The following is a 19,686-nucleotide window of genomic DNA, read 5'->3' on the forward strand; positions in this document are numbered from 1 at the left end:
CTCACCCGTTCGCCACTAATCCCCACCGAAGTGGTTCATCGTTCGACTTGCATGTGTTAAGCACGCCGCCAGCGTTCGTCCTGAGCCAGGATCAAACTCTCCGTGAATGTTTTCCCGTGATCGGGAACGACACGCACGAGAGCGGAACGGTCGGGCGGAATGAGCCCGGCCGTTCACAGCGTCCTCGCTGTGTTTGTTTCAAAGGAACCTCGTCCCGGCCGAACGGCCGGAGACGGGGTATCAACATATCTGGCGTTGATTTTTGGCACGCTGTTGAGTTCTCAAGGAACGGACGCTTCCTTTGTACTCACCCTCTCGGGCTTTCCTCCGGGCGCTTCCCTTCGGTCTTGCGTTTCCGACTCTATCAGATCTTTCCGATCCGATGTCCTCGGGGTTTCGCCTTCCGGGTTTCCGCTTTCGCGTTTCCCTTTCCGGCGGCTCCGACTCTATCAGATCTTTTTCCTTCGATCTGACCCCCGGTCAGCGGGGTTTGTCTTTCCGGCTGTTGGGCCGTTCCGACGCCTCAAACCTTAGCGGACCCTCTCGCCGCTTCTCAAATCGGAGCCGTTCGGATCCGAATCGAGCAGCGGCATCCCGTGCGAATTGAATTCGGACATGCCGAAAGCTGTCCGCTGGGGAGGTCGTGCTGGGGTTTTGAGTGCCGCTCTCGCGGCGGAAGTGCTGCCGAAGAACCGTTACGTCCCGATGGCAACTCGAAGAACCCTACGGATCGGGGAGGGGGAAGTCAAGTGATCCCTGTCAAGATCTTTTCGACCGTCCGTGGTCTGCGGATCGAGGACGTCAGTCCAGGTCGGTGAGGCGTCCGCCGGCGTCGGGCTGGGCGTCCTCCACCCTGCGCAGGAGGCGGGTGAGCACCTCGCCCAGGGCGATCCGCTCCTCCGAGGAGAGGTCCTGGAGCAGGTCCTCCTCGAACACCGTCGCCATGCGCATCACCTCGAGCCACTTCTCGCGGCCGGCGGGTGTCGCCTCGACGATGACCCGCACGCGGTTCGTCTCGTCCCGTTCCCGGTTGACGAGCCCCTCCGCGACCATGCGGTCGATCCGGTGGGTCATGGCGGCCGGCGTGAGCCCGAGGCGCTTGGCGAGGTCGCTGGGACCCATGCGGTACGGGGCGCCGGCCAGGACGAGGACCTTGAGGACCTCCCAGTCGGCATTGGTGATGCCGAGCTCGGCGGTCTGGCGGCCGTAGGCGACGTTCATGCGGCGGTTCAGCCGGGACAGCGCACTGACGATCTTCTCGACCTGGGGGTCGAGGTCCTGGAACTCGCGCTGGTACGCGGCGATCTGCTCTTCGAGGGTCGGCTCGTTGAGGCCGGAGGTCTCGCCCATGGCCGCAGTATGGCACGCCCCCTTCATCTCGAAGCCCTTCGTGTTAAAGCCGTTCGACGTGTAATCTTCACCTTTGAACTTTAGATTCTAAGCCTTCACTCCTAACTCCTGAGAGAGGTGAACGTGACCAGGGCGATGGGCGCTGCGATGCGCCGGATCCACGTGGGCAACGCACTCAGTGCGTTCGGGCTCGGCTTCACCGTCCCCTACCTGTACGTCTATGTGGCGCAGGTGCGGGGACTCGGTGCCACGACGGCGGGGCTGGTGCTCGCCGTGTTCGCTGTGGCGGCGCTGATCGTGCTGCCGTTCGCCGGGCGGGTCATCGTCCGGCGGGGTCCGCTGCCGATGCTGCTCGTCGCCCTGGTCACGGCCGCCGTCGGGGCGCTGAGCCTGGGCCTGTCGAGCGGCGCGGCGAGCGTGCTGGTGTCGGCGGCGGCACTCGGGGCCGGGCAGGCCGTGATGCAGCCGGCACTGGCGACGATGATCGTGGACTGCTCCACGGCCCGGACCCGGTCACGTGCGTTCGCCATGCAGTTCTTCCTGCAGAACCTCGGACTCGGGGTCGGCGGTCTCATCGGCGGACACCTCGTCGACACGAGCAAGGCCTCCTCCTTCACCGTGCTGTTCTCGATCGAGGCGGCGATGTTCCTGCTGCTGGTCGTGGTGATGGCGACGGTGCGGATGCCGCGTTCACCGCGTGTCGCGGGCGCGCCCGCTCCGTCGGCCAAGGGCAGTTGGAAGCAGCTGGCGGGCAACCGGGCCATGGTGCAGCTGTGCGTGCTGGGCTTCGTGCTGTTCTTCGCCTGCTACGGACAGTTCGAGTCGGGGCTGAGCGCGTACGGGGTCGAGGCGGCCGGTATCTCGACGTCGACGCTGGGTACGGCACTGGCGGCGAACACGCTGGTCATCGTGGTCGCGCAGTTCGTGGTGCTGCGGTTCGTGGAGCGCCGCAGCCGCACGCGCGTGATCGCGTCGGTGGGACTGCTCTGGGCCGTGGCATGGGCCGTGGCCGGGTACGCGGGCCTCGGGAACGGCAGCCAGGCGATGGCGACCGCCGCCTTCGTCTCGACGTACGCCCTGTTCGGGCTCGGTGAGTCGATGCTGTCGCCGACGCTCGCGCCGCTGGTCGCGGATCTCGCGCCGGAAGGGCTGGCGGGTCAGTACAACTCGGCGTTCGCCCTGGTGAAACAGCTCGCGCTGGCCCTCGGTCCGGCGGTGGGCGGGCCAATGGGGGCCTCGCTGCACGGGCCGTACATCGTGGTCTTCGTGCTGTTCTCACTGGGGATCACGGTGCTCGCGCTGCGGCTGGGCCGGCAGCTCACGGAGGTGCAGGACCGGCCGTCGACGGCACGGAGCCTGGTCGTCACCCAGGGCGGTACCGCACCGGCGGGCCAGTCCCCGGCGCACGCCTGAGGACAACGACCCCGCACAGCGCCCCGCTCGCTACCGGGCGACCGGTTCCGGCAGGGCGAACTCGCACCAGACGGACTTGCCTCCACCCGGGGTGCGCCGGCTTCCCCAGTTGGAGGCGATCGTCGCGACGATCGCGATACCCCGGCCGTACTCGTCGGCGGGTTCCGCGCGGCGGCGCCTCGGCAGGTGGTCGTCGCCGTCGGTGACCTCGACGATCAGCCGGCGGTCGGTGCGGCGCAGCCGCAGCCGCATGGGCGGGATGCCGTGCTGGAGGGAGTTGGCGACCAGTTCGCTGGTGGCCAGGACACCCAGGTCGTGCAGGTCGGTGGGGAAGCGCCAGCTGGTGAGCACGCCGGAGGCGAAGGCACGCGCGCGTGGGGCCGCTTCGACGCCGCCCAGCAGGTCCAGGGCGGCGTTGTGGAACAGCTCGCTCTCCGGGCCCTCGCGGGCGGGGTGCTGGAGCACCAGTACGGCGACGTCGTCGTCGTGCTCCGGGGTCACGCCCGCCGAACGGACCAGGCGGTCGCAGATCACCTGGGGAGTGCCGGTCGCGCCGGCCAGGGCGCGCTCCAGGGCGGCGATGCCCTCGTCGAGGTCCTCGTTGCGGCGCTCCACCAGGCCGTCCGTGTAGAGGACGGCGGTGGAACCGGGGGCCAGGGGGACCGAGCCGGAGGAGTGCATCCAGCCGCCGGTGCCGAGCGGGGGGCCGGTGGGTTCGTCGGCGCGCTGGACGGTGCCGTGCTCGTCGCGGACCAGAATGGGCAGGTGGCCGGCGGAGGCGTAGACGAGGGTGCCCTCGTTGGGGTCGTGGATGGCGTACGCGCAGGTGGCGATCTGGTTGGCGTCGATCTCCGTGGCGAGGCCGTCGAGCAGCTGGAGGATCTCGTGCGGGGGGAGGTCGAGGCGGGCGTAGGCGCGCACCGCCGTACGGAGCTGGCCCATGACGGCCGCCGCGCGCACACCCCGGCCCATGACGTCGCCGATGACCAGGGCGGTGCGCCCGCCGCCGAGGGTGATCACGTCGTACCAGTCGCCGCCGACGGCGGCCTCGGTGCCGCCGGGGTGGTAGGTGGCGGCGACCCGTAGGTCGTCGGGTTCCTCGAGCTCCTGCGGGAGCAGGGAGCGCTGGAGGGTGACGGCGGTCTCGCGCTGGCGGCGCTCGCTCGCGCGCAGGCGTTCGGCGGCCTCGGCGTGGTCGGTGACGTCGGTGGCGAAGACCAGCACACCGCTGCCGTCGCCCTGGGTGACCGGGGTGCAGGTGAAGGTGTAGGAGCGGCCGTCGGGCGCCTTGCGGGACTTGACCGTGCGGGACTTTCCGCTGCGCAGGACCTGGTCGAGGAGGGGCAGCAGGCCGAGTTCGTCGAGCTCCGGGAGCGCTCCCCGCGCGGGGGTGTCGACCGGGCGGGCGCCGAAGCGGACCGTGTAGGCGTCGTTGACGTAGGCGATGCGGTGGTCCGGGCCGTGCACCAGGGCGACGAGGGAGGGGACGTGGTCGAGGACCTCGCGCACCCTGAGGTCGTCGACGGCGGGCACGGGCCGTGGATCCTCGATGAGCTGTTCGGCGCGGGCCGTGGGCACGGAGCCCTCTCCCCGCCGGTCCGGAGAGACCGCGTGCTCGCTGCGCGCTGCGGCGCGGCGCTGCGTTCCGGGGAGCCGGGCGCTCCAGCGGGTGAAGTTCACGAATCCTTGCCTCGTGTAGTTGTCGGCGGCCGGGAAACGGGACCGGCCGGGGCCCCTGGGCCGCACCGGGAACGGGCAGCGGCCCGCCCTCGGTGGTGGACCAGTCTGGCAGGCTGCCGACCGGGCCGACATCCGTCAGACGTCGGGCCGGTCCGTGGAGTTCCTGGGTGCGCTCAGGACGACCCCTTCGGGTTGTCCGGGGGGTCCTGAGAAGGCTTTCCACCGGCCGCGAGTTCGAACTCGGCCCGCGGGTGTTCGAGTGAACCCAGGGAGACGATCTCCCGTTTGAAGAGCCCGGCGAGGGTCCATTCGGCGGCCACGCGCGCCTTGCGGTTGAAGGTGGGGACGCGGCTCAGGTGGTAGGTGCGGTGCATGAACCAGGCGGGGTAGCCCTTGATCTTGCGCCCGTAGACGTGGGCGACGCCCTTGTGCAGCCCCAGGGAGGCGACCGACCCGGCGTACGAGTGGGCGTACGTCTGGAGGGGTTCGCCGCGCAGGGAGTGCGCGATGTTGTCGGCGAGGACCTTCGCCTGGCGCAGCGCGTGCTGGGCGTTGGGTGCGCATTCCCGGCCGGGTTCCCCGGCGGTGGCGTCGGGGACGGCGGCGGCGTCGCCCGCGGCCCACGCGTGCGGGGCGCCCTCGACGGCGAGTTCGGCGGTGCACCGCAGCCGTCCGCGCTCGTCGCGCGCCAGGTCGGTGGCGGCGAGGACCGGATGCGGTTTGACGCCGGCGGTCCACACGACGGTGCGGGTGGGGAAGCGGGCGCCGTCACTGAGCAGGGCGACGCGGTCGGCGCAGGACTCCAGGCGGGTTTCCAGGCGTACGTCGATGTTGCGGCGGCGCAGTTCGCTGACCGTGTAGCGGCCCATCTCCTCGCCGACCTCGGGCAGGATGCGCTCCGAGGCCTCGACGAGGAGCCACTTCATGTCCTCGGGGCGGAGGTTGTGGTAGTACCGCGTGGTGTAGCGGGCCATGTCCTCCAGCTCGCCGAGCGCCTCGACCCCCGCGTAGCCGCCCCCGACGAAGACGAAGGTGAGGGCGGCGTCGCGGATCGCGGGGTCGCGGGTGGAGGAGGCGATGTCCATCTGTTCGAGGACGTGGTTGCGCAGCCCGATGGCCTCCTCGACGGTCTTGAAGCCGATGGCGTGGTCGGCGAGACCGGGGACCGGCAGGGTGCGCGAGACGGAGCCGGGCGCGAGGACGAGTTCGTCGTAGACCACCGCGCGGCCGCCGCCCTTCCCGCCGCTGCTGCCCGCCTCGCCGTCGGCGAGGGTGGTGACGGTGGCGACACGTGCGGCGTGGTCGATGGCGGAGGCCTCGCCGATGAGGATGCGGCACCGGTCCAGGACACGACGCAGCGGTACGACGACGTGGCGGGGGGAAATGGCACCGGCGGCCGCCTCGGGGAGGAACGGCTGGTACGTCATGTACGGATCGGGGGTGACGACGGTGATCTCGGCCGCGCCCCGGGCGATCTCCCGTTTCAGCTTCCGCTGCAGGCGCAGGGCCGTGTACATCCCGACGTAACCGCCGCCGACAACGAGAATGCGCGCACGTTCCTTCACCATCCCATGACGCACCCGCCGCTTGCGTTTGTCCACAGCCCCGACGAATTGTGTGACTGGAGGCCGTGAGCGCGCCGAACGGGCCGGATCGCCCTCACGGACGGCGTGTGCGCAGGTCAGCTGCACTTTTCCGACGCTTCCCCCGGGGTATATACGGGACCAATGTGCCTCGTACTCCGATCGGGGGGCGCTCCGTGCGGAACCTGCCCCTTCTGAATTGACTCCCTCTCAACTATGTTCGTACGTCGACGGGGTGTAGGGGGATGCGCTCATTCGGGTCCGCGACGGGCGGAACCGGCCACCGGGCACGTTCCTCGAGCCCCGGCCATCTGTGGCGGGGAGTCTCCGGGGGGAGACGTCATCACCGGGGGAATACGTATGCATGTTCAGGATTCTCATTGGTCGTCCGCGTCCACCGTGGCGCCCGGCACCGCGTTGAGCGCGTCGCCGGGGCACGGACGGGTGGGAGGGCCGCGCACGACACCGCTGCGCGTGGACGCGCAGCGCAATCTGGAGCACGTGCTGCGCGCGGCACGCGAGGTATTCGGCGAGCTGGGCTACGGCGCGCCGATGGAGGACGTGGCGCGCCGGGCCCGGGTCGGTGTGGGCACGGTGTACCGGCGCTTCCCGAGCAAGGACGTCCTGGTGCGGCGGATAGCCGAGGAGGAGACCTCCCGGCTGACCGACCAGGCGCGGACGGCGCTCGGTCAGGAGGACGAGCCGTGGTCGGCGCTCTCCCGCTTCCTGCGCACGTCGGTCGCCTCGGGCGCCGGGCGGCTGCTGCCGCCGCAGGTGCTGCGGGTGGGCGTGGCGGACGAGCACGACCACGCGCGCGTGCCGCAGCAGCGGTCGCAGCCGGCCGGTGCCGAGCTGCGGCTGGTGCCCGAGGAGGGACCGGCCTCCGCCGGGGAGGACGACACCGGTGCGGCGCAGCTTCTCGAGGTCGTCGGCCGGCTCGTGGAGCGGGCCCGTGAGGCGGGTGCGCTGCGGCCGGACGTGTCGGTGTCGGACGTGCTCCTGGTGATCGCCACGGCCGCGCCCTCGCTCCCGGACCCGGCCCAGCAGGCGGCGGCCTCGGCCCGGCTGCTGGACATCCTGCTGGAGGGCCTGCGCTCGCGCCCGGCGTGAGGGTGAGCGCGGCCCACGGGGCCCGTCCGCACCGGACGGGCCCCACCCTCCTCCTGAACGGGTGACTGTCCACACTCCTGTGCGACAGAAACCCTCGGACGGGTGGATGGGGCGCCCAGAGCTGTCCTGACCAAAAGCCAATATGGCACCCTGACCCGTGGTCAGGACTGATGGTGCAGGTGGCGGGGGCTTCCGCGATGAGCGTTGACGGGCGGGACGAGCCGTACGGGGACGACGACCCCCTGGCACAGAACCCACCGCGGGTTCCGGGCCAGGGGTGGCGCGCGAGCGTGCCACCCGACGACAGGGACGACCCGGACGGTGTCGTCCCCGCCCAGCGCGACCGGCGCGAGGAGGGCGTCCCGCTGCCCCCGCGCGAACTGCCGCCGTCCGACGCCGACCTCGTCGCCCGGCTCCGCGCGGGGGACGACTCGGCGTACGGGGAGCTGTACCGGCGTCACGCGGACGCGGTGCGCCGGTACGCCCGTACCTGCTGCCGGGACGCCCACACCGCGGACGACCTGACCGCCGAGGTCTTCGCCCGCGTGCTCCAGGCGGTGCGCGGCGGCTCCGGCCCCGAGCACGCCGTACGCGCGTACCTGCTCACCTCCGTACGACGGGTGGCGGCGTCCTGGACACAGTCGGCGAAGCGCGAGCAACTGGTCGACGACTTCGCGGCCTTCGCCGCCCGGGCCGCGGGCCTGTCGGCCGTCTCCGGCGCCGACGCCCTGGAACTGGGCGCCGACGTACGGGCGATGCACGAGGCCGAACAGTCCATGGTCATGCAGGCGTTCAGGTCGCTGCCGGAGCGCTGGCAGGCGGTGCTGTGGCACACCGAGGTCGAGGACGAGTCGCCGAGCGCGGTCGCCACGCTCTTCGGCCTGGACGCCAACGGCACCCGCGTCCTGGCCGGCCGCGCGCGTGAGGGCCTGAAGCAGGCGTACCTCCAGGCGCACGTCAGCACCGCCCTCACCGAGGACGAGGAGTGCGCCCGCTACGCCGACCAGCTCGGCACGTACGCGCGCGGCCGGCTGCGCACCCGCGCCGAACGGGGGCTGCGGGGGCACCTGGACGCCTGCGCGCGGTGCCGGCTGGCGGCCGTCCAGGTCCAGGAAGTCGCCGGCGGTATCCCCGCCCTGGTGCCCGTCGCCGTCATCGGCTGGTTCGGCGCCGCCGGGTACGCCAAGGTGGCCGGTCTCCTCGCCGGAGGAACGGCCGCAGCCGGAGCGGCAGCCGGTACCGGTGGCCCGGGCGGGGCGGTGGCGGCCCCGGAGGGCCTGGCCGCCCCGGTGAAGGCGGGCCTGGCGGCCGGCGTGACCGCGGTGGCGACGGCGGCGGTCGTCGTCTTCGCCCTCTCGGGCAACGAGAAGCCCCCCGAGGAGCCGAAGGCCGCCCCGCCCGCCTCGTCCCCCGTGGTCCGCGAGGAACCCCCGTCCCCCCGGAAGCCGACCCCGGAACCGGCGCCCCCACCCCCCGCTCCGGCCCCCGCACCGCCCACACCAGCCCCAGAACCCAAGCCGACCCCGCCCCCCGCTCCTCCTCCCGAGCCACCCCCGCCCCCCGACCCCACGCCGCCTCCGACCCCCACGCCGACTCCCACACCGCCCCCGACGCCCAAGCCGACCTCACCCCCACCGCCCCCGCCCACCCCGACGGTCCACCAGCGGAGCGAGCTCGCCCGCGACATCAGCGGTGACGGCGACGCCCCCGAAACACGCATCGGCGAGAGCAGCTGGGTCTGGCGGAGGCCGGCCCTGTCCATCGCCCGCCGGAGCTACTCCCCCGGCGTGACGGTCCACGGCCGCTCCTCCGTCACCATCGACCTGAACCACCCGTGCACCGCCCACGACGCGGTGGTCGGCGTGGACGACCCGACGATGAGGCTGGGCAAGGCCACCTTCTCCGTCCACGCGGACGGCGTCCCCCTGTGGAACTCCGGCCGGATCAAGGGCGGCGACCCGGTGGTCCCGGTCCACGTGGACCTGACGGGCCGCAAGACCGTACGCCTGGTGGTGGAACCCCACACCCACTTCGACCACCTGGCCCTGGCCGACTGGGCCCGGTCCCGCTTCACCTGCACGTAGGTGTCCCCCGGACGACTCAGCCGCGTACCGCGGCCGGCCCCGGCGGCCCACCACCGCGCACGGCGCGCGTGCCCACCGGCCGGCGCGCGTGAACCAGCCGCCCACGGCGCGAAGGTGACGGGGCGGGGTGCCCGCCCGCAGCGGCCGGCGCGTCGACGCCGGTCCCTCCGCAGTCACCCGGTGCCGCGCCGGACCGAGGACGGGCGCCCCGCCCCGGCGCCGACCCACGACGCACCGCGGGTGCTACGCGCACCCTCACCGGAGCCGCAGAGGCGCCGCCGGCACGGACGCGCACCCCCGCCATCCGGCACAGGCCCACCACCCGCTCCCGAACCAAACCCGCCCGAGCACCGCAGGCACCCACACCGCAGGCACCCGCCCCCGCTCAAACCCCGCGCGCCAACGCCCCCCGCTCCGGAGCGATCCCCCCGGGCACCGCCCGCTGCCGCCCGGGCGTCCCCGTCCAGCAGGTCCCCCGGCGGGCCAGCAGCCGCCGCAGCCACAGCTCCAGCGCGACCAGATCCGCGAGCCCGTCCAGCGGCAGCGGCTCCCCCTCGGCGGCGGCCCGCAGCGCCTTGCGCACCACGCGGGCCTCGACCAGCCCCGCCTCCGCGAGCAGCGGCGTGTCGAACAACGTCATCAGGGTGTCCGCGGCGACCCGCAGCCCGATCCTCGTCGCGGCGGCGGTGTTCGCCTGGGTCGGCGCGCCCCATCCGGCGGGCAGGTCCCGTACCCCCGCGCCTTCGAGGACGGTCCGCAGCACGGAGGCCCGTGCCCCCGGCTTCACCCGCAGCGCCTCGGGCAGCGCCCGGCACGCGCGGACGACCTGGTTGTCGAGGAACGGTGTGTGCAGCCGCTGGAAGCGGATCTCGGCGGCCTGTTCCAGTACCCGTACATCGGCCGCGTGCCGGGTCAGTGCCGCACGCGCGCGGAAGTCACCGGGCCGCTGCCCCGGCCCCACGTCGGACCGGCGGGTGGACGCCTGGAGGCGAACCGATACTTCAGCGAGCGCCTCGCCGGTCAGCCAGCGCGCCGCCGGCCCGGGTCTTCCCCAGGTCAGCAAGGCCAGCGAGGCGTCCGCCGCGCCCCAGGGGGCCCCGTCGTCCAGCTGGTGGCGCAGCAGCTGGTCCGCGAGGGTCTCGAGCCCCGTGCGGTACGGCGTGCGGGCCAGGCGCCGGGCCGCGGCGTACACGCGCGCGGGCACCATCACGGACCCGTCGGCCTTCGCCAGCGCGGCGACGGGCCGCACGAGATGACGACGCTTGCGGTCCAGGAGGAGGTCGGCGAGACGCGCGGGATGTGCGTCGAGCACCTGCCGGGCTCCGTACCCCGTGAAGTGGTCGGCGCTGCCCGCGGCCAGCCGTGCCCGGTGCCGGGCGGCGGTGACCAGGGAGGGGGCCGGTTCGTCCGTGAGCGGCCCGTCGAGGTCGGCGTACGGCAGGGTGTCCTCGCCGCCGGGGACGACCACGTGGTGCAGCCGGGGGTTGGCGGCCAGCGCCCCGGCGCGCGCCATCTCGTCCTCCCGCCCGCCATGGGGCCCGCCGGCCGAACCGCTTCGCGTGCCGCCGCCCGCACCGCCTGCGCCTCCCGCGCCTCCCGCGCCTCCCGCGAGATCGTTGAAGGTGACGGCGAGCAGCCGCTCCCCCGCGCCCGTGCCGTGCCCCAGCACGGTCCCCGGCATGCCGGGCAGCCCGGCGGCGAGCAGCGCCAGCGTCCCGGAGGCGGGCCCGCCGGAGAGGTCGGCCCCGATCCCGGGCACCGGCATCCCGCGTGCCGCGCGCCGCTCGGCGGGTCCCATGCCCGGCACGGGGCCGGGATCGATGTCGGCGCCGGGGACGTGCCGGGGCGCGGCGAGCCGGGTGCGGACGGCCTCGATCAGCGCGTCCCGGACGGCGTCCACCGCGCGGTCCGGGTCGGCGGGCGGCGCGGCGACGGCGAGTGAGGCGACGGGCTCGTACCCGGCGATCTCGCGCGCCCCGGCGCGCAGGATCAGCGCATGCCCCGGCGGAACCCGCTTCACGCCGTCGTACGGGGTGGAGTCGTGGAGCGCGGCCGGCACGTCGGGGGCGGCCAGGAGCGCGGCGAGGTGGCCGAAGTCGAGGTTGGCCTCGACGAGGTCGGCGAGCGGCAGCGCGGCGGTCGCGTACGCGGTGCCGCCCTCCCAGGGGGTGTGGAACACCGGCCGGGCGCCCGCGAGGTCGCCGCAGACCGTGACCCGGCGGCCCACCTGCACGACGGCGGTGTAACTGCCCGGCCAGGCGGTCAGATGGCGCAGCGCGCCGCCGCGCGCGGCGAACAGGGCGACGCGCAGCTGTTCGTCGGTGGCACCACAGGTGCCGAGGACGGCGATCCGGGTGTCGGCGTCGCCGGTCACCACCCGCACCTCGTCGGGGCGCCAGTCGCCGACCGCCCACAGCGGATCGGGGTCGCCCCACAGCGGGTGGGAGCCCACCGGTTGCAGTGTCTCGCCGTCGGAGCCGACGGAGCCGGTGGCGCCGACGGAGTCGAACGCCGGGGCACCCGCGGCGGCGCTGCTCCATCCCACCAACCACCGCATCGACGCCTCCACAGGCTGTGGACAACCGGCGCACCGTACGCACCGGTTCACCCATGCTGCCATGACGGAGGCGCTCAGGAGGGGTGCCGGTACCGCATGTGCCCCGTCGGATGCGCCCCGGCGGATACTCCCACCCCGTTCCGAACACCCGCCCGAGGCGAGGAGATCGTCCGCCCTCGGCCATGCACCCGCCTGCACCGCTGCGACGCGAATGCGCCCCCCAGCGCGCCCCAAGAACCTCTAACGCGCCCTCAACTGTCATGGTAGATGTGCTGATACCTTCGGAACAGTGGGGTCGATTTTCAGCCAATTCGGAGAAGTGAGAACAACCTCGAACACGCTCCGTACAGGCTCTGCGCACCGCCCGGCGGTCGCGCGGCCCGGGAGACGGAGTGCGCCTCCCGGACCGTTCCGCCGCCCGCGGGGATGAAGGCGGCGGTGTCCCCCAGCCCGCTGGATCCAGTACAGCGGGCCGACCCACGCACGGACCATGGAATCGCTCCCGCGACGGCCGAAGGAGAGCGCACGCACGGGCGCACGGCCACACGCCGGGAGCATGCCGCAACTGCGCGTATCGGACCCGCACTTCAGTACGGACCACAATCCCGCCATCCGGAAGAATGCCCCTTAACGCTTGGGATGCGGCGAACTACGCTGGGTTTACGAATGCCGCACGGTTATGCCAGAGCGGCAGCCGTCTGTGTCGAGGGGTGGCGCATGTCCAGGGAGCTACGCGGGCCGAACGAAAAGCTCGGCACCGTTCTCGCCCTCGCGGGTATCTCCAACGCGGGCCTCGCGCGGCGCGTCAACGACCTTGGCGCACAACGCGGGCTGACCTTGCGCTACGACAAGACGTCGGTGGCGCGCTGGGTGTCGAAGGGCATGGTGCCGCAGGGTGCGGCGCCGCACCTGATCGCCGCCGCCATCGGCCAGAAGCTCGGCCGCCCGGTGCCGCTCCACGAGATCGGCCTGGCGGACGCGGATCCCGCGCCCGAAGTCGGCCTGGCCTTCCCCCGGGACGTCGCACAGGCGGTGAAGTCCGCCACCGAGCTGTACCGGCTGGACCTGGCCGGCCGCCGCGCCGGGTCCGGCGGCATCTGGCAGTCGCTCGCCGGATCGTTCGCAGTGAGCGCATATGCAACGCCCGCCTCACGCTGGCTGATAACCCCGGCCGACAGTTCGGTCGCGCGCGAGGTGAGCCCCGCGGAGGGCTCCGGCGCACCGGCCAGAGTCGGCCACAGCGATGTGCGCAAGCTGCGTGAGGCCGCCGAGGACGCGCGCCGCTGGGACTCCAAGTACGGCGGCGGCGACTGGCGTTCGTCGATGGTCCCCGAGTGCCTGCGGGTGGAGGCCGCACCTCTGCTGCTCGGTTCGTACGCCGACGACGTGGGCCGTTCCCTGTTCGGCGCGTCGGCCGAACTCACCCGGCTGGCCGGCTGGATGGCCTTCGACACCGGCCAGCAGGAGGCCGCCCAGCGCTACTACATCCAGGCCCTGCGCCTGGCCCGCGCGGCGGCCGACGTCCCCCTGGGGGGATACGTCCTGGCCTCCATGTCCCTCCAGGCCACCTATCGCGGCTTCGGCGACGAGGGCGTCGACCTCGCCCAGGCCGCGCTGGAACGCAACCGCGGCCTGGCCACGGCCCGCACCATGAGCTTCTTCCGGCTGGTGGAGGCACGCGCGCACGCCCGCGCGGGTGACGCTCCGGCGGCCGGCGCGGCCCTGAAGGCGGCCGAGGGCTGGCTGGAACGTTCCCGCCCGGGCGACAGCGACCCGGTCTGGCTGGGCTTCTACTCCTACGACCGCTTCGCCGCGGACGCCGCCGAGTGCTACCGCGACCTGAAGGCGCCCCGCCAGGTCCGCCGCTTCACCGAGCAGGCGCTGTCGCGGCCGACGGAGGAGTTCGTCCGCTCGCACGGGCTGCGGCTCGTCGTCTCGGCGGTCGCCGAACTGGAGTCGGGCAACCTGGACGCCGCCTGCGAGCAGGGCGTGCGCGCGGTGGAGGTGGCCGGCCGTATCTCGTCCGCGCGCACCACGGAGTACGTCAGGGACCTCCTGCACCGCCTGGAGCCCTACGGCGACGAACCCCGCGTGGTCGAACTGCGCGAGCGCGCCCGGCCGCTGCTGATGACTCCCGCCTGACCCCGGCCGCCACCCCGGCCTCACGCCGGCGTCACCCCGACGTCATCCCGACCGCCCCGTATCGGCAGCCCGCGGCAGACCCCTGCCGCTTCCGGGGTTTACGAGCGTTGTCAGTGGCGCAGTGCACTATCGGGACCGGGAGGTGGTGCGGGTGGCGCGGCGGGCGTACGACTGCGACGTGCTGGTGATCGGCGGCGGCATCGTCGGCCTGTCGACGGCGTACGCGATCACTCGCGCGGCGCCGGGCACGCGGGTCACGGTGCTGGAGAAGGAGCCCGGCCCCGCCCGGCACCAGACGGGCCGCAACAGCGGCGTCATCCACAGTGGCATCTACTACCGCCCCGGTTCCCTGAAGGCGCGGTACGCGGTGCGGGGCGCGGCCGAGATGGTCAAGTTCTGCGCGGAGTACGACATCCCGCACGCGGTGACGGGCAAGCTGATCGTCGCCACCGGCCGGGAGGAGCTGCCCCGCCTGCACGCCCTGGCCCAGCGCGGCCGGGAGAACGGTCTGGCGGTCCGTGAACTGGGCGCCGCGCAGATCGCCGCGTACGAGCCGGAGGTCGAGGGCCTGGCCGCCCTGCGCGTCGGCGCCACCGGCGTCTGCGACTACGCGGCGGTGGCCCGCCGGCTGGCGTCCGCGTCCGGCGCGGAGATCCGCTACGGCGCGCGGGTCACCCGCGTCGACCGCCGTGCGGACCTGGGCGTGGCCGCCCTGACCGCCGCCGGGGACGTCGTGCGCGGCCGGGTACTGGTGAACTGCGCGGGTCTGCACTGCGACGAGATCGCCCGCCTCACCGGCGACGACCCCGGCATGCGCATCGTGCCGTTCCGCGGCGAGTACTACGAGCTGGTCCGCCCGGAACTGGTCCGCGGCCTCGTCTATCCGGTGCCCGACCCGGCGTTCCCGTTCCTCGGCGTCCACCTCACGCGCGGCGTCGACGGGGGCGTCCACGTCGGGCCCAACGCCGTACCGGCCCTGGCGCGCGAGGGCTACGCCTGGCGCACGGTCCGCCCGCGCGAGCTGGCCGCCATGCTGGCCTGGCCGGGCTTCCGGCAGCTGGCCCGCCGCCACTGGCGGCACGGCACCGGCGAGCTGCACCGCTCCCTGTCCCGGAGTGCCTTCACCGAGGCGGTCCGCCGGCTCGTGCCCGCGGTCCGGGAGGCCGACCTGGTCCCGGCCCCGGCGGGCGTACGGGCCCAGGCGGTCCTGCGCGACGGCACCCTGGCCGACGACTTCCTGATCCGGGAGACACCCCGCGCGGTCCACGTCCTCAACGCCCCCTCGCCCGCGGCGACGGCGTGCCTGCCCATCGGCCGGGAGGTCGCCCGCCGGGCCCTGACCGCCCTCGCCACCCCGGACGGCACACCCCGCTGAGCCAGCCACCCCCGCCGGTCCCCCGCCGGTCCCCCCACCCACGCAACCGGTCACGAAACCACCCGCGCGACCGACCCCGGCCACACACCCGACCCCCGGAGCGACGACGGCACCCCCACCCAGCAGCCGCGAGACCACCCGCCGGGCCCCGACCACCCTCGCCACCCCGGACGGCACACCCCACCGAGCCAGCCACCCCCGCCGGTCCCCCCACCCACGCAACCGGTCACGAAACCACCCGCGCGACCGACCCCGGCCACACACCCGACCCCCGGAGCCACTCGGAACCGGCCGCATGACCGGCCCGGAGCCGACCGCGGAGCCCTCCGCGCGGCCCCCGTAAAATCGACAGCACTGTGTCTGACTCCGTGAACACCCCCGAAGCCCTCGCCCCGCACCCCGGGCACACGCCCGGTGTGTCGGTCCGCCGTAACCGGGAGAAGGGCGAGCCCCGCTTCCCGGACGGGCCGAAGGCCGATCCCGCCGGGTCGCACTTCGAGCGCCGGATCCGGAGTTTCCAGCCGCGCCGGAGCCGGGTCACCGCCGGTCAGGCGGACGCGTTGCAGCGGTTGTGGCCCCGGTGGGGCTTCGACGTCGACGGCAGGCAGCGCCTCGACCTCGCCGCCTTCTTCGGCAACGACCGCCCGGTCGTCCTCGAGATCGGCTTCGGCATGGGCGAGGCGACCGCGCGCATGGCCGCCGCCGATCCGGGCACCAACATCCTCGCCGTGGACGTCCACACCCCCGGCCAGGGCCATCTGCTCGGCCTCGCCGACCAGCACGGCCTGGACAACGTCCGCGTCGGCAACGGCGACGCGATCATCCTGCTGCGCGAGATGCTCACCCCCGACGCGCTGGGCGGGCTGCGCGTCTACTTCCCCGACCCCTGGCCGAAGAAGCGGCACCACAAGCGCCGGCTGATCCAGCCCGCCTTCCTCGACCTCGCCGCGGCCCGCCTCGCACCGGGCGCGCTCCTGCACTGCGCCACCGACTGGGAACCGTACGCCGAGCAGATGCTCGAGGTGCTGACCGCGCACCCCGGTTTCGAGAACACCGTGGCGGACGGCGGTTTCGCGCCGCGTCCGGAGTTCCGGCCGCTGACCCGTTTCGAGGGGCAGGGACTGGACAAGGGCCATGTGGTGAACGACCTGCTCTTCCGCCGCGTACAGCACCTCGACCAGCCCGCCGACCGGGCCGACCGGGATGACCGGGACGCCGCCGGGACCTGATCCCAGCCGGTGCTCCTGCGGGCAGCACCGTTCCCTCGTTAGGGTCAATGTCGTGGCCATCAGCCGTCCGTACCCGACCCGGCCAGCCCCGCGGCACGCGCACTGGTGGCAGCGGTCCCGGGTGCGTTACGGGGCGTTGACCGCCCTCCTCGCGCTCTCGGGTCTGGTCATCCTGGGCCTGGTCCGCGAGCAGACCGGCACGCAGGGCTTCCTGGTGGGGCTCGGCCTCGCCGTGCTGCCGGTGCCGCTGCTCGTCGCCGCCTTCCGCTGGCTGGAGCGCGTCGCGCCGGGCCCCTGGCGCAACCTCGTCTTCGCCTTCGCCTGGGGTGCCTGCGCCGCCGCGCTCATGGCGATCGTCGCCAACAGCTTCGCCACGCGGTGGATAGCGACGGAGACGGCCGACCCGTCCCGCGCGGACACGCTCGGCGTGACCGTCATAGCCCCGGTCGTGGAGGAGTCCGCGAAGGCCGCCGCCGTCCTGCTGGTCTTCCTGTTCCGCAGACGCGACTTCACCGGGATCCTCGACGGCGTGGTGATAGCCGGGGTCACCGCCACCGGCTTCGCCTTCACCGAGAACGTCCTCTACCTCGGCACCGCCTTCGGTACCGACCAGCTCACCGGCGGCAGCGGCGTCTCCTCCGTCACCGCGGCGACGTTCTTCGTCCGCGTCGTCATGTCGCCGTTCGCGCATCCGCTCTTCACCGTCCTCACCGGCATCGGCTTCGGAATGGCCGCGCTCGCCACCCGGCGGCGCCGCCCGGTGCGCTTCCTGCTCCCGCTCGGCGGCCTGCTGCTCGCGATGGGCATGCACGCCCTGTGGAACGCCTCCTCGACCCTCGGGGAGTACGGCTTCTTCGCCGTGTACGCGGCGTTCATGGTGCCGTCGTTCGGCCTGCTGACCTGGCTGGTGGTGTGGACCCGGCAGCGCGAGCTGCGGACCGTACGGGAGGAGCTGCCCGCGTACGTCAGGGCCGGCTGGCTGACCCCGGCCCAGCCCTACGCGCTCGGCTCGATGCGGGCCCGGCGCATCGCCCGGCGGTACGCGCACCGGCACGGCGGCCGGACCGCTGCCCGCGCTGTGGCCCAGTACGGGGCGTACGCGACGTCGCTGGCGTTCCTGCGCCACCGGGGGCGCCGCGGCCGCGCGGGTGCGGACTTCGTCGTACGGGAGCACGAACTGCTGCGCGAGATGTGGCACCGCCGCGACACGGCCCGCCCGGCCCTGGAGCACGCGGCCCGAGCCGTCGCACCGCCCGCCCCGCCCCGGCCGGCGCACGGTCCGTACGGCGTGCCCGAGGCGTACGGGGGGCACCGCGTGTACGGCCCGTACGGCGCCGTGGACCCCGGTCGCCCGGCGCCCGGGCCGAACCCGTACGCGCACCCGTACCGCCCCTGACACCGCCCCGGAAACGCCGGACCGGCAGTCCTGACGTCGGGGGGCGTCGTCAGGACTGCCGGGGCTGTGGCTGTGCGGGGCGCAGGATGCGGAGGCCGGCCGGGGCCGGGGGCTCAGACGGTGAGGCCCTTCGACTGCATCCAGGCCATCGGGTCGATGCCCGAGGCGGAACCGGCCGGGTGCACCTCCAGGTGGAGGTGGGCGCCGGTGGAGTTGCCGGTGGAGCCGACGCGGCCGATCACATCGCCGGTGTTGACCTGCTGGCCGACGCTGACGCTGATGGAGGACTGGTGGGCGTACCAGATCTCGGTGCCGTCGTCGAGGGTCAGCACGGTCTTGTAGCCGTACGAGCCGTCCCAGCCGGCGGAGGTGATCGTGCCGGTGTGGACCGCCTTGATCAGCGTGCCCGTGGGGGCGGCGAAGTCCAGGCCCGTGTGCTGGCCGGAGGACCAGTAGGCGCCGGCCTGACCGAAGGTCGAGGAGATGGTGTACGAGGAGGTGGGCAGCGCGTACTGCCTGGCCAGTTCGGCGAGACGCTCGGCCTCGGCCTTCTTCTCGGCCTCCTCCTCCGCCTTCTTCTTCGCCGCGGCGGCCTTCTCCTCGGCCTCCTTCTTCGCGGCGGCGGCCTGCTCCTCGGCCTCCTTCTCCGCCTTCGCGGCGGCTTCGGCGGCGGCCTGCTCCTCGGCCTGGCTCTGCTGCTGCTCGACCTGCGCCATGATCCGGGCGCGCAGCACCTCGCCGGCGTCGGAGGTGCTGCCCTGCTCGGCCTCGTCGGCGACCGTGCCGATGCTGCTGAGCGGGGTGGCGGAGCCCTGGGGGGTTTCCTCGTCGGAGATGAGGGAACCAACAGAGGGAAGGTCCGGCACGGAGATGGAGACCGGCGGCTTGCCGGTCTGGGCGCTGGCCATGCCGCCACCGGCGACAGCGGCTATGACACCGACGCCCAGGACGGTGGAGCTACGGGCGAGGCCTCCGCCGCGCTGCTTGCCGACACGATGACGGCCGCGCACGGGGCGAACGGACTCCGCGGTGGGGTTCCACTCCTCGAAGGGGCCCTCGTCGGTGCGGATGCCGCCGTAGCCGAAGGTGTCGCTCTCGTGCTGGCTCGGCATGAAGGGGGCCTCGGGGGCAGGCCGGTTGGACGCCACGTGGGGCGCACTCCTTTCCTTCCTTCTCGCCTACCGGGTTAGCTGACGGGTTCGGAGCAGGAAGGTCTCCTACGCGCGTATACCGCCCGTGTCTCCACGGGTGCATCCGCGCGATTCACCCCAAGATGTTGGTTCCCCGGTTCCCTTGCGGGATTCGGCGCGTGCGCACGGAGCCGACTCGTGTGCCGGCTGGGACGACCGCGCTGCGTTATCGAACGTTAATAGACGCGAGGACCGTATTCCAAGCCGTTCCTCTTGATCGTTAACGATTTCCGCACGGACTTAAGCGCCAGCGCCGGTCAAAACCGGGCGAGTTGGCTTCACCGCTCTCGTCACACCCGAGCTGACGGTACGTCAATTGTTATGCGCAGCGGGGCGACTCGATCACCTGGCGTGACATCTGTGCGCAAGGGCCCTGGGACGCACTCTCGAAACGGGGCGGACGGAAACGGCCGAGGGCCGGAACCCTTTCGGATTCCGGCCCTCGGCCTTCAGTAGCGGGGACAGGATTTGAACCTGCGACCTCTGGGTTATGAGCCCAGCGAGCTACCGAGCTGCTCCACCCCGCGTCGTTGTGTTCACCAGCATACGGCATCCGCGGGACACTCCGCACACGCGT

12 protein-coding genes, 1 tRNA gene, 1 rRNA gene and 1 riboswitch are annotated in these 19,686 nt (G+C 73.0%); of the genes, 7 read left to right on the top strand and 7 right to left on the bottom strand.

Annotation, left to right across the window (positions count from 1 at the left end; translation table 11 throughout):
- Together ORI94_RS00005 and ORI94_RS00010 are read right to left on the bottom strand one after the other, a co-directional pair.
- Positions 1-107 (bottom strand): 16S ribosomal RNA (locus tag ORI94_RS00005); the annotation flags it as partial.
- A 694-nt stretch (positions 108-801) separates the two neighbouring features.
- Complete coding sequence (locus ORI94_RS00010) at positions 802-1,350, bottom strand: MarR family winged helix-turn-helix transcriptional regulator (protein ID WP_266071590.1); 549 nt, start codon at positions 1,348-1,350, stop codon at positions 802-804.
- A 135-nt stretch (positions 1,351-1,485) separates the two neighbouring features.
- Here ORI94_RS00010 and ORI94_RS00015 point away from each other — a divergent pair, with 135 nt between their 5' ends.
- Positions 1,486-2,763 carry an MDR family MFS transporter gene (locus tag ORI94_RS00015; RefSeq protein WP_266071953.1) on the top strand — a complete coding sequence of 426 codons (1,278 nt, stop codon included), beginning with the start codon at positions 1,486-1,488 and terminating at the stop codon, positions 2,761-2,763.
- 30 nt (positions 2,764-2,793) lie between these two features.
- On the opposite strand, the gene ORI94_RS00020 is transcribed toward ORI94_RS00015, so the two are convergent.
- Together ORI94_RS00020 and ORI94_RS00025 are read right to left on the bottom strand one after the other, a co-directional pair.
- Positions 2,794-4,443 (bottom strand): ATP-binding SpoIIE family protein phosphatase, encoded by a 1,650-nt coding sequence (locus ORI94_RS00020; RefSeq protein ID WP_266071591.1) that lies wholly within the window; start codon positions 4,441-4,443, stop codon positions 2,794-2,796.
- Between the two features lie 173 nt (positions 4,444-4,616).
- Positions 4,617-6,011: an NAD(P)/FAD-dependent oxidoreductase gene (locus tag ORI94_RS00025; protein WP_266071592.1), complete on the bottom strand. Its 1,395-nt coding sequence runs from the start codon at positions 6,009-6,011 to the stop codon at positions 4,617-4,619.
- Between the two features lie 375 nt (positions 6,012-6,386).
- Here ORI94_RS00025 and ORI94_RS00030 point away from each other — a divergent pair, with 375 nt between their 5' ends.
- Positions 6,387-7,136, top strand: coding sequence for a TetR/AcrR family transcriptional regulator (locus ORI94_RS00030; protein ID WP_266071593.1), 750 nt, complete (start codon positions 6,387-6,389; stop codon positions 7,134-7,136).
- Positions 7,137-7,333: 197 nt separating this feature from the next.
- Positions 7,334-9,220: a sigma-70 family RNA polymerase sigma factor gene (locus ORI94_RS00035; RefSeq protein WP_266071594.1), complete on the top strand. Its 1,887-nt coding sequence runs from the start codon at positions 7,334-7,336 to the stop codon at positions 9,218-9,220.
- 385 nt (positions 9,221-9,605) lie between these two features.
- On the opposite strand, the gene ORI94_RS00040 is transcribed toward ORI94_RS00035, so the two are convergent.
- A complete protein-coding gene (locus ORI94_RS00040; RefSeq protein WP_266071595.1) occupies positions 9,606-11,777 on the bottom strand; it encodes an asparagine synthase-related protein in 2,172 nt (723 codons plus the stop codon).
- A gap of 717 nt (positions 11,778-12,494) precedes the next feature.
- Between ORI94_RS00040 and ORI94_RS00045 the strand changes: the two genes are divergently transcribed.
- From ORI94_RS00045 to ORI94_RS00060, 4 genes are all read left to right on the top strand, one after another.
- A complete protein-coding gene (locus ORI94_RS00045; protein ID WP_042175260.1) occupies positions 12,495-13,919 on the top strand; it encodes a hypothetical protein in 1,425 nt (474 codons plus the stop codon).
- Positions 13,920-14,040: 121 nt separating this feature from the next.
- Positions 14,041-15,294, top strand: a complete 1,254-nt coding sequence (gene lhgO, locus ORI94_RS00050; RefSeq protein ID WP_266071596.1) for an L-2-hydroxyglutarate oxidase — start codon at positions 14,041-14,043, stop codon at positions 15,292-15,294.
- Positions 15,295-15,650: 356 nt separating this feature from the next.
- On the top strand, positions 15,651-16,523 hold the full coding sequence (gene trmB / locus ORI94_RS00055; protein WP_266071597.1) for a tRNA (guanosine(46)-N7)-methyltransferase TrmB: 873 nt from the start codon (positions 15,651-15,653) through the stop codon (positions 16,521-16,523).
- A gap of 52 nt (positions 16,524-16,575) precedes the next feature.
- Positions 16,576-17,919 carry a PrsW family intramembrane metalloprotease gene (locus ORI94_RS00060; RefSeq protein ID WP_416237745.1) on the top strand — a complete coding sequence of 448 codons (1,344 nt, stop codon included), beginning with the start codon at positions 16,576-16,578 and terminating at the stop codon, positions 17,917-17,919.
- Between the two features lie 113 nt (positions 17,920-18,032).
- On the opposite strand, the gene ORI94_RS00065 is transcribed toward ORI94_RS00060, so the two are convergent.
- Positions 18,033-19,067: a M23 family metallopeptidase gene (locus tag ORI94_RS00065; protein WP_266071598.1), complete on the bottom strand. Its 1,035-nt coding sequence runs from the start codon at positions 19,065-19,067 to the stop codon at positions 18,033-18,035.
- A gap of 12 nt (positions 19,068-19,079) precedes the next feature.
- Positions 19,080-19,237: riboswitch (cyclic di-AMP (ydaO/yuaA leader) on the bottom strand.
- A 325-nt stretch (positions 19,238-19,562) separates the two neighbouring features.
- Positions 19,563-19,636: transfer RNA gene (locus ORI94_RS00070), tRNA-Met, on the bottom strand.
- Between the last annotated feature and the right edge of the window lie 50 nt (positions 19,637-19,686).

The sequence above is a fragment of the Streptomyces sp. NEAU-W12 genome, assembly GCF_026242095.1.
Taxonomy (GTDB): Bacteria; Actinomycetota; Actinomycetes; order Streptomycetales; family Streptomycetaceae; genus Streptomyces.